Below are 12,849 nucleotides of genomic sequence, written 5' to 3'. Positions count from 1 at the left end.
ACCTCTCGTGTGCCACCGGGTTCGTAGTCCCACCTGAACGGCCGTGAATGCTGATGAATGAGACGGAAAGTGAGACGGTGACCGTCCTCCGGCCCCGCGGGTTGTGGCAGTCAGCGCCGGCCCGCAGGCCACGGGTAGGGGCCCCTCGTACACCTCGCTGTGCAACCAGTCCTGTCGGGTAACGGTGTTGACCGCGGCTGTTCCCTGCATCTGAGGACGAAGGCAGTACGCGACCTGAGTCCAGAACTCCCGGTCAGGTGGTCATATCGCGGAGGCGAGTTGGCCGGTTGTGATGGCTACCGAGGAGGCGGCCCCGGGCAAGGTGCACTCAACTGGGACCCCAGCCGGGCTTGCGGTGGGTTGGCTTGAGGCGCGTTGACTTGAGGCACGTTACTGGACTCGTGAGTTGGGCGATTTCATGCACGATTCGGTCGAGCTCCCCCTTCCTCTCTTGACGGACTCCTCGCGCGAGGTCGTTGATCAGGGATGTACAGAAGGCACCGGGAATGGCAAGTTGGCTGTTCACCACGCACCAGAGGGCGTCGTCGAGTGCTTTCGCCTCCCAACCGACCGCTCCGCAAGCTTGCAGTCCTAGGTAGGCGTATCCGACTTCTTCGGCGGTCGTCGCTTCCGTCAGAGCCGGCCGCTCCGGTGGCAACTTCTCCCGATGTCGCAAGATGGCCCACGAGCCAGAGCGGATGAGCGTAGCGAGGTGCCTACAAAGACGTGCCAGCGCGAGCGCATCTCGCGCGTCCGCGCGACGATCCCAGCCCACTAGATCTGCTAGCTCGTTGAAGCACGAGAGAAGTCCACTTGTATCAGAGCGCTCATTCTGGATGAGACGGCTCTGGCGGAGCATCTCGCGGGCAGCGTCGTCTACGGCGTTCATGTTCGGCCCGCCATGCTGCTGCACGTTGTCGGTCACAGGTTGATCCCCCTCGTGTCGACCGGCAGGGCTTCATGATGGTGAAGTAAGCGGGTGATCGCCAGACGGCCGTACCCTGTAGCGTGCCAGGTATCTGATGCCGCAGCCTCATCCCGTATCTGCACACAGTTGAGCTATCAGCTTGGGAAGCTTGGGTCTTCTGGGTGCAGTCAGTGCACTGACCTGCGGCGGAGTCACGTTGGAGCTTAGGTTGCGCCCGCGAGTGGTCCCCCGCTGGTCCCCGTGGTTTCCCGCCTTATCTGGCATGCGAATGGCACGACGCCCTACCGCTGGGCTCGGTTCGCGAACACCGCCGCTAGGCAGGGCGGCGCTCGTATGATCAAGCATGCATCTCGACGGCTTGTCCGCAGCTTGGTTCCATCCCAACACCGACAAGGCCCAACGGTTCCTGGCGTCGGCCTACGACTCGGTTGAAGCGGTTCTGACGAACCTGGAGATCGTTCGGTTGGCGCGCCGAGAGGAAGGAGGCGACCTACGAGGGCGCCTGACATCCAACGAGGAAGACCTACTACGCGCTGCGCTCACGTTCGCTGGAGCCGGCATTGACTCGGCGCTGAAGCAACTCATTCGAGACACCTTGGCTGCGCTGTTGCCGGTCAACAAGGAGTCTGCATCCAAGTTTCAGGCACATGCAGAAGCTCGCTTGGCCCAGGAGCAGGCTCCGAAGCACCTGGCTAGGTACCTGACGAGCGGTGATCCGCGGGGTGCCTTGATCGATGACTATGTGTACGAGCTGACCGGTTCATCGCTGCAGTCGATAGAACAGGTCCAGAAGGTTGCCGGCGCGCTGGGAGTGACAGATGCGAAGTTGCGCAAGCGGATCGGCGAGCTAAAGCCCCTCTTCGTTGCACGCAACGAAATCGTGCACGAACTCGACCTCAAGGCGCCAGAAAAGCCAGGGGACCGGCACCGTCGGGTCCGATCCATCGGCAAGACCAAGGAGATGACACACCACGGCCTGGAGACGACCCAGCAGATAATCAACTCTGTCGCCAAGACCTTGGGGAGCCCGGGCCCCCACGGTAAGCCAGACGCGTGAGGTCGCCTGTCTTCTTGCCCTGGGCCTTGCCGGAGATCTTGGCGATCTGTGTTTTCGCTGCTCAGAAGCGGTGGTGGGTTCGGGCGCCTGGCCGTCGCCGTTGGTCGTCATTGGCCACTGTCGAGCAGCCTCGGACGACCCAGAGACGGCCCAGCTTTGGCGCGCTCGTCTGACGGCCAGCACCCTCCATGCGCGCTGTCTGAACCTCAGCCGAAGACAGTCAGCCACGACAGCGGGTGCGCCGACCAACCACGCACGCGTATGTCTCGCTTAGCCCCCTGCGGGCCTCGGCCACGCTACCGATGTTGTCGACCAAAGCGAGCCACGGCGGCGGACGAGTGGTGACGAGAGCTTGAGGCCGTAAACCGTTTCACCACTGCCGCTCCAGGGTGAGGACAGCGGCAGAGATTGCCAAAATTCGTTTTGGGCTGCATCGGGCTTTGCGGAAGATCCCCAGGAATTCAGTCGTGCGAAGCTGCGCTCAAACGGTGCCCCTGCTGCGGATAGCACGCGGTTGGCGGCCTGCTGTCGCGACCGGTTACTGCAAGTTGTGCGAGGTCAAGGGACAGCCCAGAAAATAGCCCCCAGCCACACTGGCCCGAAACACAGATCACCTCGATATCACCCTCTCCATCGCGCCCTATGCGCCATCCTGGGGGTGGCACAATCATGACTTTCTCAATATTCTTTTTGTAAGGCCGAAGGGCTACTCTTGGAACATCTGGCGTATCCCGTACATCGAATCACACACGAGTACCTTTTTTACTGGATTACTCGATGTCGATAAGGAAAGAGCATGGTCGAAGGCATAGCCTGGGCGGCAGCGGGGCCAGGGACTGGAGCCGCCTGAAGTCCACAACGGCCTTCCTGGCATCAAATGAATGCTTTAACCACACCAGCCACAGCAGGCACACTTTCGCGGTCTGGACGCCCAAGCGGCGAAGTCATACTCTGTGAAGATGAGCGTCGATGTATTTGCGGAAATCGGAGGATTCGTTGTAGCCGTCAGCACTGCTTTAGTCGCTTGGCTGCAGTTGCAGCAGACCCCTTCATCTAGCAGAGACGCATCACGGAGGCGGCTTACAGGCGCCAATCCGACTGCTCCCCTCCGCCCTCCAAATGGAAGGCTCCAGATCAAAATTCAAGGAAGGGACGCAATCCTCGAACAGTTGCGCGACGCGATAAGGAGGCCCGACGGTAAAGTACAAGTTCTGACAGGGATGGGGGGAGTTGGAAAATCGGCCATCGCACTCAAGTTGGCAATTGAAGCCAGCAAAGAAGGTCGACAGGTCTGGTGGATCGAAAATTCTCAGCAAAATGACCTAGCTTCATCCCTGCTCGGGCTGTCGGCACACCTAGGTGCATCAAGCATCGAAATACAAGAGTGCATTTCAGGCATTCGCAATCCATCAGATGTGTTTTGGTTTAGGCTGAATCAAAGAAAAGGATGGGTATTAATTCTAGATAACGTGGATAATTTGAATGCGCTAGCGCCAGGTGGCCGTTCCCCGGGGGACGGCAATGGCTGGTTGAGGTCAACAAGGAAGGGTCTAGTAATCGTAACCAGCAGAAACGAAGATCCCGCCCTGTGGGGTTCCATTTCCAGGATCCGCAAGATTGGGACTCTGCCTAAGGAGGATGGAGGAAAGCTACTTCTGGAGCTAGCTCCATCGGCTGGAAGCTATGATTTAGCCCAGAGGGTATCGGCAGAATTAGGAGGACTGCCGCTGGCTCTTACCCACGCTGGTCGCTATCTGTCAACTCTATCCGTCGCTGAACAGTCCTTCAGCGCGTTCTTGCAAGAGTTGGGTAACGACATGATCGGACTCTTGGCCGGCCAAAGCGGTGTTTCGCAAAGTCGGAGAGTGGATATTTGTAAAACCTGGGACTTGTCGCTTGAATTGCTAGTTTCTTATGGAATACCGGAGCCGAGGCAGACTGTACTTTTGCTTAGTCTGCTCTCTTCCCCTAATCCGATACCTGTTCTCATGTTCCAGGCGGCGGTTCGGAAGAGTGTTTTGCCACGCACTTTCCTCACATCCACGTTACCGGCCCTAGCCGTGGTTGGGCTTTCTACCTTCCAGACTGCAGGAGTTCGGGCAGTGAACTCTGCCAGTGGCGTGCAGATTTCTCTACACCCTGTAGTGGCGGAGATTTTTGAAAAATCTGCCACTCTGTCACAAATACTCCACTCTAACCGAATCCTACTTTCATGTTTCGAATCCTTAGTTGCTGAGCTCGACAGGGAGGATCCTGAGACTTGGGAAACGTGGACTTATCTTGTTCCGCACCTTGTGAAAATGCTAGAAAGCTCTCTTAGTCAGGAGGAGGAATCTGCGAGCAGTCTGCTACACGTTACAGCTCGCGTTATATCTTCTCTGGCCATTGCTTCGGAGCATCCAAAGTCAGAAGACCTAGTAGAAAGAGTCAGGAGGTACGTTTCCCTGTTTCCGTCAGACAGTGTCGTTAACGTGACTGCTCGATATTGCATAGCGCACGCGATGAGGACGCGAAGCCACTCTCAGGCGGGTGAAGGAGATTTCAGGGAGATACTGGCCACTCAGTCAACTATCCTGGGGCCAGCGCATCCGGATTCATTGCACACGAGGCATAACTTAGCGCACACTTTGGCGGCAAATGGCAGGATCGAAGAATCCATACTTGAATTCACCAGAACCATTGAGGATCGCACTCGGGTTCTCGGGTCGGCGCATCACCTAACTATCTCCAGTCGCCGTGCTCTGCTGTTTTATCTAATAAGAGCAGGCCGCCTGGAGCAGGCGAGGGATCAACATGAAGCAGCGCTAATTTTGGCGCGGCAGGCATTCTCCTCGGATCATCCTGCCATTCTTTCGCTGCGGCAACGACGGGCGGAACTCGATATTTTGGAAGAGGCGCTTACAGGTCTCGAAGAGGAGCTGCAAGACATATTGAGGCTGCAGCGAATGAAATTAGGCTCTAGTCATAGCTGTACCATAGATACGCTCATATCCCTTGGGGACCTGTTTGAAAAAAGAGCTCAGTTCGGTCGAGCCGCGGAAAGCCTGGTTGAGGCATTAGAGCTCCTGCAGATAGCGCTTGGGCCCTGCCATTCACGGGTCGTAAGCCTGGACTCAAGGATCTCTAGTCTGCGCAGACTGCACCAGTTGTAGGGGATTCGGCCATCTGGAGGAAGTTTATCCAGCATAATTTTCCGAATTGCAGCACAGGGCTCTGCGTTTTCTTGCTGTCTCGGACAAAGATTATTTTGATTTCGGAGCCCGTGCGCATCCCCGCTTCGAGGCATTCACTAGCGGCAGCGCTAGAATAACTACTCTTTTTCCATGTTATAGATGGTTGCATTATTCTCCCCTTGATTCTCCTGTGCGGTCGAGCGCTGTCTATCCTTTGCAACAGGCCAAGCATGGTGACCCCAGCTTGTGAAGAATGCAAGGCCCACGCTCTACATTTTGGGCTCGTCAAGCTATTTTTGCGTCCTTCGTCAAGGGCATCGATCCGGTTGCAAGTGGCGCCACGAGGCCGGTAAAACAGGTCGCCTCGGCCACTAATGAGCGTGGCACGGGCGCCGGCCGGGCTGGAGCGGGGCGGAGACAGGAGCGCAGGCTCGGCCGGGGGCCGTGCCGCGCGCGGGGAGCGGAGCGAGCCGCCTTGAACCCGTGAAGAAGGTTGTTACGCAGGTTGAGTCGTGATGCGCCACAGGGGTGCGTCGTACTGCTCCGGTCGGCTGTTGATGAGTAACTCGCGTAGGTCCTGGCGCTGGTTGCCGTTGAGGTTCAGGGCCTCGGTGAGGTGGCGGAACGTGGTGTGGGTGACTCCGCGGCTGCCGGCTTCGGCCTCGAAGGTGTCCAACTCGGCCAGGACTGCGTCTGGGTCCAGCTTCACCAGCGGCTGTTCGCTGAGCCAAGTGGCCTTGTTGCGCTCGTAGTCGATCTCCGAGTAGCCGCAGATTTCGCGGCTGTAGGCCTCGACCTCGTCCAGGGTGGCTGTCGTCATGATCGCGCGGGCCAACTGGTTGCGGCTCAACGCCTCGTCCATGTCGACCTCATGGACCTTCGGCCCTTCATCCGTGAGTGGCACGGGGAGTCCCGCGTCCCGTACCTCGCAGGTGCCGCGTACCCCTCGTGCAGTAGCCGCGAGCATCCCCGTTGCTTCTGACGGATGCCACTCCAGGACTGTGCTGACCGGCTCCGTGTCCTTCGCCGTAAGAGGGTGGACGACCGGGCCGAGCAGTCCGCGCAAGTCGTCCAGTGGGAGTTCGCCGTCCAGGCCGGGGCCGGCGACCAACAGGCGGATGGGGGCGTTCACCTGGCAGCACGCTGCCAATGTCAGAGCATCGGCAAGCGGGCTCTTCAGCGTTGGCTCGTCGCCACGAGCCAGGATGTCGCCGCCGACGTCCAAGAGGTCGATGGACTCGGGCTCCAAGCAGCGGATCAGCTCTTCGAGTTGCCGCGTGGCGCCTTCAACGCCCCGGTACGGGTCGAGCAGTGCAAACGTGTGTGGGAGCTCTGCCGCGAGTCGCGGGAGCGTGGAGCCTGCTGGAGCGATTGGCCTGGCCTCGGCTGGCACCACAGACACGGACGGGGTGAGTTGCTCCAGGTCCGTGAACTCGTGAGGGCCCCGGGGCCCCGGTACCGGGTCGATGAGCAAGCGATCCCACGCGTACGTGAGGATGACTGCTCGGGACGCATCGCCGTACAGGGCGGCGTCAAGCATTGCGGCGGCGACAGCGTCGCCCCCTCCTCCTGCTGCGACGATCAACCGCGTCATGCCGACAGCGTACGGGGTCGACCATTTGCCACTCACCCTATAGTGGCTAGAGGCCATAGCCACTTGGACAAGGAGGGGGCATGCCTCAGATCGAGGAGGCTCAGCCGAAGTATCTCCAGATCGCGCACTTCATCCGGGACCAGATCCTGCGGGGAGATCTGCGACCTGGTGACGAGGTGCCGTCGGAACGGCAGCTCGCCGCGGACTGGAAGGTGTCCAGGCCGACGGCGGCTCGTTCGCTGGAGGCGCTGAGTCATCAGGGCCTGGTCGAGAAGCGGCAGGGGTCCGGCACGTACGTGCGGAGTCTCGAAGTCAACCGACGGGCGCGGGAGTTGTACGGGCGTGCTCGCCAGACGGGGAAGATCTACACCCCTGGTGAATACGCGGTCATCACGTCGGCCGGCTGGCTGGACGCTCCGGATCATGTTGCTGAGGCGCTGGGTCTGACCAAGGATCGACGAGCGGTGCACCGCCAGCGCATCACGAACAACCAGGACGGCCCCATCACGCTGTCGACTTCGTGGTTCGCTCCCGATGTCGGTCAGAAGGCGCCGAAGCTCCTTGATCCTGAGCGGATTCAGGAAGGCACCCTGATGTACGTCGAGAACATGACGGGTCGCCAAGGGAGCTACGCCGAGGACCGCATGTGCGCCCGTGCTGCAACGGACGAGGAGGCTGCGGATCTGAAGTTGGCCTCTGAATCAGCGGTGTTGATCGTCCACCATGTCGTCTTCGACCTTCAGGACCGGCCGTTGGAGTTCGCCGAAGCCACATACCCGCCGCATCGCTGGGCGTTCGAGCAGGGCTACCCGCTCACCTGACGGCACGGCAGTTCCGCCGAACCGCTTGCACATCGCGAGTGGCTAATGCCACTATCCAGTAAGTGGCTAAGGCCACTTACTCGGAAGGGGGCACGGCGTGACGAGTCAGCGGCCGGACCAGGGCGCGCACTTAGCCTGCCGAGCATGCCGGGGACGTGGCTGGAAGCGTGTCAGCTCGCGTACCGCGCTGGCGCTCTCCGCCGTCAACGACCGTGCCCGTGCCACATCGAAGCGACGGTGCCTCGATTGCGACGGCACCGGCAAGGAGTGAGCACGGATGGGCGACAGCACCCATGAACGTGGCCGGCCTCAACGGCACTCCCTCGGCGCGATGACCTTGCACCCGCTTCCGGACTCCGTGTCGACGGCTCGGCGCTGGTTCCGGAAGTTCATCGCTCCGTACAACCCTGCCTGCTCGATCGACGACTGCGCGCTGATGATCTCTGAACTGGTCACGAACGCGATTGTTTACGGGCGGTCGGATGACACCTGGGTCGTACGGGTGGAGTGGTTCCGTGAAGGGAGGTCCCTCCGTGTGGAGGTGCACAACCCTGGGTTCCCGGCGAACGTGCGGATGCGTCGGCCGGATGCCAGCGACGCACACGGGCGCGGCCTCCTCCTGGTCGACTCCATTGCCGACTCGTGGCACGCGGGCCCGAGTCGCCACGGCGGTACGGTCGTGTCCTTCGTGATGGCCGATGCCTGGCGGTCCTGAGGGGGCCCTGAGCCTCGTCTACTCCTGCGGCCGGACAGTCGCTAGTCTGGTTGACCAGTTGACTTGGCCAATCCCGACGGGCGGCGTTCATGGCGTATGAAGTGGAGCCACCGAAGTACGTGCGCCTCGCGCAGACGATTCAGCGTCGCATCGAGGACGGCACGTACGCGCCCGGCACCCGTGTTCCGAGTGAGAACCAGTTGGTGCAGTCCTTCGGGATGTCCCGTCCGACCGTCGTGCGGGCGCTGGAACTACTCAAGCGGGACGGCTGGCTGGAGTCGCGACAGGGCTTCGGCACGATCGTGCGCGGTCGGCCGGCTGTCGTCGCCGAGAAGGATCGCCGGGGGCGTGAAGCGCTGGAGCGCGACGAGACGATGACGTCGGGGCGCTTGCTCGATGTCGGTGAGGAGTCGGTTCCCGCCTGGGTCGCGTCGGCGCTTGGATTGCCCAAGCAGGCCAAGGCGTTGGTGCGGCGGTTCCTTGTCGAAGAGGATGGCGAACCGGTCGAGTTGGTTACTTCCTACTTCCCTGCCGACCTGGTCGACGGGACACAGTTGGCGGTCGATGAGCCGCTGATCGGCAGTGGGCGCGAGCACCTCGAAGCGCGGAAGAAGGTCCGCTTCGACCACGTGACGGAGCGGGTGTCGGCTCGACTTCCTGACGCTGAGATCGCGCAGCTGCTGGATCTGCCGGACGGCGTGCCCGTGCTGAGCGTTCTGGTGATCGCCTGCGATGCTTCGGGGCGAGCGCTGCAAGTCTCTGACGTGCTCCTTCCTGCTGATCGGCAGGAGCTTGAAGACACCTACCGCTTGAACTGAGCCCGATGCGGGGATAGTTGCCGCCAAAGCTCACTTGACAAGTCAACTTGTCAACTCTAACTTCGAACTTGCTAAGTCAACCTGTCAGGTGACAGGTTGATCGACTCCCTGAAGGAGAAATCTCTGTGCGTGTCATCCGTATCGACACCTCGTCCGCGACGATCCTCCTGACCGAAGCGCCGGCGCCGAAGGTGCGCGACCGGCAGACCGGCGAGATCGCCAAGGACGCGATCACCGGTGAGGGTCTGATGACGGTCGGCGTCGTCTTCATCGACGAAGGTGAGTCGTCCCTGATTCAGGTCACCGTTCCGGAGAGCGGCGTCACGGACGGTCTGAACGTCGGCGCTCCCGTCTCGCTTCCGGGTCTGATCGCCCGGCCCTGGGAAAGCGTCTTCAATGGCCAGCAGCGGCACGGCATCGCCTACCGTGCCTCCGCCCTCGCCCCGGGTGCCTTCCCGCTGGCTGAGGCGGTCTGATCGTCGTGACCGATCTGACGACGGTGGCCGAGCTGGGCGGGGCCCTCGGTGCGATGAGCGGCGCTGCCTACGCCCGGCACGCCCACCCGGCGGCGTACTGGTCCACGATCGGCCTGCCCGTCTCGGTGGTCCGGTTCCTGGCCTCGTACTCCTCGACCATGGACGCGTGCGGCCTCACGGTCGAACCGCCCCGTTGGCGGGCGCTGGCCCTCAGGGCGACCACTCGCCGCGAGATCCGGCCGGTCCCGCCCCGCCGGGGCCTCATCCGCCCCACCTCGACCGGGCTGCGGATACGCCTTCGCCTGGCCCCCGGCCAGGAACCGGCAGATGTCGCGGCCTCGGCCGAACGCCTCCGCCATGCCTGGGGCGTGCACGCCGTGTACGTGCGGGACGTCAAGCCGGGCGTCGTCGAACTGCGCTTGGTCGGCTTCAACGTCCTGCGGAAGGTCCGGATGCCTCGCCGCACCCGCGGGGGTTTCCTAAGGGTCCCGGTGGCACTGCGGGAGGACGCGACAGCGTTCTTACGCGACTACCGCGCCGTGCCTCACGAACTCGTCCTCGGCGCCACGCTGTCCGGCAAGTCCATGTACCTGCGGAACCTGCTCACCGGTCTCGCCGCTCAGCCCGTGGTCCTGGTCGGAATCGACTGCAAGCGCGGTGTCGAGCTGGCGCCCTTCGCGCCCCGCCTCTCCGCGCTCGCGACCGATCCGACGCAGGCGGCCGAGCTGCTGCCCGTACTCGTGCAGGAAATGGAGGACCGCTACGACCTGATCAAGGCCCGACAGGGCGTCGTGCCCGGAACCCCGGACGAACTGATCACCTCGGACGTCTGGGGCCTGCCGGAAGGCGAACGCCCGGCCCCCATCGTGATGTTCATCGACGAGGTGGCCGAACTCTTCCTCGTTGCTTCGCGGAAGGACGAGGAACGGCGGGACGAGATGGTCACTCACCTCATCCGTCTCGCCCAGCTCGGCCGTGCCGCCGGAATCTACCTGGAGGTGTGCGGGCAGCGCTTCGGCGCCGAACTGGGCAAGGGGGCGACCATGCTCCGGGCCCAGCTCACCGGCCGCGTGTGCCACCGAGTCAACGACGAAGCCTCCGCGAAGATGGCGCTCGGTGACATTGCCCCTGAGTCGGTGTACGCGGCCTGCGCCATCGCCGCAGAGACGCCCGGCCTGGCCGTGGCGGGGGACACCTCCGGCGGCTGGTCCCGGATGCGTACTCCGCACCTGTCCCTCGCCGACGCTGCTGCCATCTGCCGCGAGACGGCTGATCTCGCCCCGCACGTATCGTCACTCGCCCCGTTCCGCCCTTACGCGCGGCCCGTGTCCTCGGGCGACTCCGGGACGCTCCCTGCCCCGCTCCCCGTGACTGAGTAGCCACCACCGATCCAACGGCTGGCGCGGCCGTACCGCGCCAAGTCCCTACCCCCGCCATGCCTATACCGGAGAGGAACGCTCATGACGGCCTCCATGGCCTTCTACGCCGACGGCAACACCACGGTCCGCCTCAACCAGTACGGCACGGACCGAACCCCGATTCTCACGCTCGACGGTGAGGGGCACTCCCTGGCGGTTTCGGCCTTCGCCCGGGTGCCGATCGCCGATCGCCTTCAGTTTGCGCGTGAGCTGTCGGCGGCCTGCGCCGAGTACGTCAGGGTCTTGGAGGCGCACGCCGCGGCCCTGTCCGACAGAGTGACGGTCGAGGGTCCGTGATGCGGCTGCCTGTCCGCTTGGACGCCATACTCGTCCAAGCTCTGATCGCTGCTGCTCTGTCGTTCGCCCACCTGCACGACCTCGCCGCCGCTGCCGGACAGGACGGCTGGAAGGCGTGGGCCTATCCGATCAGCGTGGATCTGCTCCTGGTCGCCGCGTGGCGGCGGCTCCGGTCCGGTGGGACCAAGGCGGGCGCCTGGTGCTGGTTCCTCGTGGCGTTGACGGCGTCGCTCGGCGCCAACATCGCCACGGCCGGACTGCTCGACCTGGACGCCGTACCGGCCTGGCTGCGCATCCTCGTCGCCGGATGGCCGGCCGTCGCCTTCCTCGGCGGAACCCTGCTCGTCCACGGAACCCCCGGGACGGACACCGCGCCAGCGCAGGAAGAGCCCCAGCCGGAACAGGTCAGCGCTCCGACGGTGACTCCTTCCGTTCCTCATCCCCCCTTCACGCCAACGGCATCGCCTTCGCCCGCTGCGACTCCCGTGCCGCCTGCTCTCGTCACCCACGCACGCAAGGTCGCCGACGACCACCGAACGCGGACCGGAACCCCCATCGACACTCCGACACTTCGTGCCCGGCTCGGCGTCCCACTGCCGCTCGCCGAAGCCATCGCAACCCAACTCAGCTGATCTCAGGAGATCTTCCGCCCATGCGTCCCTCTACGCTCCGCGCGCTCAACCGGGCCGCCGAGCTGACTCGACAGAACCGCTTCACCGAAGCCGTGCTCGTCGCTGAACCGGTGATCCTCGCCGCCGACAACGCCGAGGGCGCCGAGATCCGCCGCTGGCTCATCGACCACGCCACCGACTTCACCGACCACCCCTCACGAAAGGAAACCGCCTGATGTCCGCTGCCAACCGCCGCTTCCGCCGCGTTGTCCGTATCGGCCCGGTCCAGGTCGGCACGTCGTACGACGGCCGGGGCCGCGAGAAGCACACCGCCGCCTGCACCGCTCCGCGCTGCGGCTTCTCGACCGAGTACGACAGCCGTGCCGCCGCCGAACTCGCCGCCCGAACCCACCGTTGCGCCGCTCGCTGAGGAGGAGCCGTGACTGTCTCGCTCCCGCTGGTCTTCGTCCTGGGCGTCGTCGCCTGGGCCGCGATCAAGTTCCTCGGCATCCGCCTCTGGGTCGCCGTCGTGATCGCGCTGTTCGGTTTCTGGCTCTCGCACACCTTCCTCGCCCCGGCCATCGAGTCCGGCACCCGCTCAGGGGTCGGCGTGGTCAACGGCACCGACAAGTGACAAGGAGGCAAGCCGTGTTACGTCCCAAGCTCCCGGACGTTCCCACGCTGCCGACGGCACCCGTCGTCCCGCAGCAGCAGACGCAGGCCCCGGCACCCTTCGCCGGCCGGTCGCTCACGCCCTACGCGGGCGCCGTCGCTGCCGTGGTGGTCGTGGGGGTCGTCCTGACCGCGCTCCTGGCGGCCGTCGCCATCACGGCCGTGTCCGTGGCCATCGCCGCCGTGGTCCTGCGCTCGCTCCTCAACGACCTCAACAGGCGCTGACCGGCCGCCGGGGCGGCAACAACGCCGCCAAGCATCCCGCCGCC

Annotated in this window: 16 protein-coding genes; 13 read left to right on the top strand and 3 right to left on the bottom strand. The window is 63.3% G+C overall.

Annotated features, from left to right (window positions below; genetic code table 11):
- Positions 1-328: 328 nt before the first annotated feature.
- Positions 329-925 (bottom strand): hypothetical protein, encoded by a 597-nt coding sequence (locus ACIPSE_RS14465; protein WP_401662130.1) that lies wholly within the window; start codon positions 923-925, stop codon positions 329-331.
- Positions 926-1,271: 346 nt separating this feature from the next.
- On the opposite strand from ACIPSE_RS14465, the gene ACIPSE_RS14460 reads away from it, so the two are divergent.
- Positions 1,272-1,985: a hypothetical protein gene (locus ACIPSE_RS14460; protein WP_401662128.1), complete on the top strand. Its 714-nt coding sequence runs from the start codon at positions 1,272-1,274 to the stop codon at positions 1,983-1,985.
- Between the two features lie 959 nt (positions 1,986-2,944).
- Positions 2,945-5,137 (top strand): tetratricopeptide repeat protein, encoded by a 2,193-nt coding sequence (locus ACIPSE_RS14455; RefSeq protein ID WP_401662126.1) that lies wholly within the window; start codon positions 2,945-2,947, stop codon positions 5,135-5,137.
- On the opposite strand, the gene ACIPSE_RS14450 is transcribed toward ACIPSE_RS14455, so the two are convergent.
- Both ACIPSE_RS14450 and ACIPSE_RS14445 read right to left on the bottom strand, forming a co-directional pair.
- Entirely contained in the window at positions 5,109-5,327 is a 219-nt protein-coding gene (locus tag ACIPSE_RS14450; protein ID WP_401662123.1) for a DUF397 domain-containing protein, read from the bottom strand. The two genes, ACIPSE_RS14455 and ACIPSE_RS14450, sit on opposite strands and share 29 nt — an antisense overlap.
- Positions 5,328-5,654: 327 nt before the next feature.
- A complete protein-coding gene (locus ACIPSE_RS14445; protein ID WP_401662121.1) occupies positions 5,655-6,752 on the bottom strand; it encodes a DUF1152 domain-containing protein in 1,098 nt (365 codons plus the stop codon).
- An 80-nt stretch (positions 6,753-6,832) separates the two neighbouring features.
- Between ACIPSE_RS14445 and ACIPSE_RS14440 the strand changes: the two genes are divergently transcribed.
- From ACIPSE_RS14440 to ACIPSE_RS14390, 11 genes are all read left to right on the top strand, one after another.
- Entirely contained in the window at positions 6,833-7,573 is a 741-nt protein-coding gene (locus tag ACIPSE_RS14440; protein WP_401662119.1) for a GntR family transcriptional regulator, read from the top strand.
- A gap of 277 nt (positions 7,574-7,850) precedes the next feature.
- Positions 7,851-8,288 carry an ATP-binding protein gene (locus tag ACIPSE_RS14435; protein ID WP_401662116.1) on the top strand — a complete coding sequence of 146 codons (438 nt, stop codon included), beginning with the start codon at positions 7,851-7,853 and terminating at the stop codon, positions 8,286-8,288.
- Between the two features lie 89 nt (positions 8,289-8,377).
- A complete protein-coding gene (locus ACIPSE_RS14430) occupies positions 8,378-9,106 on the top strand; it encodes a GntR family transcriptional regulator (protein ID WP_401662113.1) in 729 nt (242 codons plus the stop codon).
- 125 nt (positions 9,107-9,231) lie between these two features.
- Positions 9,232-9,582, top strand: coding sequence for a hypothetical protein (locus ACIPSE_RS14425; RefSeq protein WP_401662110.1), 351 nt, complete (start codon positions 9,232-9,234; stop codon positions 9,580-9,582).
- Between the two features lie 5 nt (positions 9,583-9,587).
- On the top strand, positions 9,588-10,961 hold the full coding sequence (locus tag ACIPSE_RS14420; RefSeq protein WP_401662107.1) for an FtsK/SpoIIIE domain-containing protein: 1,374 nt from the start codon (positions 9,588-9,590) through the stop codon (positions 10,959-10,961).
- Between the two features lie 81 nt (positions 10,962-11,042).
- Positions 11,043-11,297, top strand: coding sequence for a hypothetical protein (locus ACIPSE_RS14415; protein WP_401662105.1), 255 nt, complete (start codon positions 11,043-11,045; stop codon positions 11,295-11,297).
- A complete protein-coding gene (locus tag ACIPSE_RS14410; RefSeq protein WP_401662103.1) occupies positions 11,297-11,929 on the top strand; it encodes a DUF2637 domain-containing protein in 633 nt (210 codons plus the stop codon). The genes ACIPSE_RS14415 and ACIPSE_RS14410 overlap by 1 nt, the downstream gene beginning before the upstream one ends.
- Positions 11,930-11,949: 20 nt before the next feature.
- The gene (locus ACIPSE_RS14405; RefSeq protein WP_401662101.1) at positions 11,950-12,144 is read left to right on the top strand and encodes a hypothetical protein; all 195 of its coding nucleotides are present in this window, start codon (positions 11,950-11,952) and stop codon (positions 12,142-12,144) included.
- Positions 12,144-12,338, top strand: coding sequence for a mobile element transfer protein (locus ACIPSE_RS14400; RefSeq protein ID WP_401662099.1), 195 nt, complete (start codon positions 12,144-12,146; stop codon positions 12,336-12,338). Before ACIPSE_RS14405 ends, ACIPSE_RS14400 begins: the two co-directional genes overlap by 1 nt.
- Before the next feature lie 9 nt (positions 12,339-12,347).
- Positions 12,348-12,542 (top strand): hypothetical protein, encoded by a 195-nt coding sequence (locus ACIPSE_RS14395; RefSeq protein WP_401662096.1) that lies wholly within the window; start codon positions 12,348-12,350, stop codon positions 12,540-12,542.
- A 14-nt stretch (positions 12,543-12,556) separates the two neighbouring features.
- On the top strand, positions 12,557-12,805 hold the full coding sequence (locus tag ACIPSE_RS14390) for a SpdD protein (RefSeq protein ID WP_401662093.1): 249 nt from the start codon (positions 12,557-12,559) through the stop codon (positions 12,803-12,805).
- Positions 12,806-12,849: the final 44 nt, after the last annotated feature.

This window comes from Streptomyces sp. NPDC090106, assembly GCF_044747265.1.
Lineage (GTDB): Bacteria > Actinomycetota > Actinomycetes > Streptomycetales > Streptomycetaceae > Streptomyces.
Note: the sequence above shows the minus strand (reverse complement) of the source record. Positions and strands in the feature narration are given on the sequence as shown.

Coding starts and splice junctions, on each gene's coding strand:
- ACIPSE_RS14460 (WP_401662128.1), top strand. CDS start 1,272: ATGCATCTCGACGGCTTGTCCGCAGCTTGGTTCCATCCCAACACCGAC.
- ACIPSE_RS14455 (WP_401662126.1), top strand. CDS start 2,945: ATGAGCGTCGATGTATTTGCGGAAATCGGAGGATTCGTTGTAGCCGTC.
- ACIPSE_RS14450 (WP_401662123.1), bottom strand. CDS start 5,327: ATGCAACCATCTATAACATGGAAAAAGAGTAGTTATTCTAGCGCTGCC.
- ACIPSE_RS14445 (WP_401662121.1), bottom strand. CDS start 6,752: ATGACGCGGTTGATCGTCGCAGCAGGAGGAGGGGGCGACGCTGTCGCC.
- ACIPSE_RS14440 (WP_401662119.1), top strand. CDS start 6,833: ATGCCTCAGATCGAGGAGGCTCAGCCGAAGTATCTCCAGATCGCGCAC.
- ACIPSE_RS14435 (WP_401662116.1), top strand. CDS start 7,851: ATGGGCGACAGCACCCATGAACGTGGCCGGCCTCAACGGCACTCCCTC.
- ACIPSE_RS14430 (WP_401662113.1), top strand. CDS start 8,378: ATGGCGTATGAAGTGGAGCCACCGAAGTACGTGCGCCTCGCGCAGACG.
- ACIPSE_RS14415 (WP_401662105.1), top strand. CDS start 11,043: ATGACGGCCTCCATGGCCTTCTACGCCGACGGCAACACCACGGTCCGC.
- ACIPSE_RS14410 (WP_401662103.1), top strand. CDS start 11,297: ATGCGGCTGCCTGTCCGCTTGGACGCCATACTCGTCCAAGCTCTGATC.
- ACIPSE_RS14405 (WP_401662101.1), top strand. CDS start 11,950: ATGCGTCCCTCTACGCTCCGCGCGCTCAACCGGGCCGCCGAGCTGACT.
- ACIPSE_RS14400 (WP_401662099.1), top strand. CDS start 12,144: ATGTCCGCTGCCAACCGCCGCTTCCGCCGCGTTGTCCGTATCGGCCCG.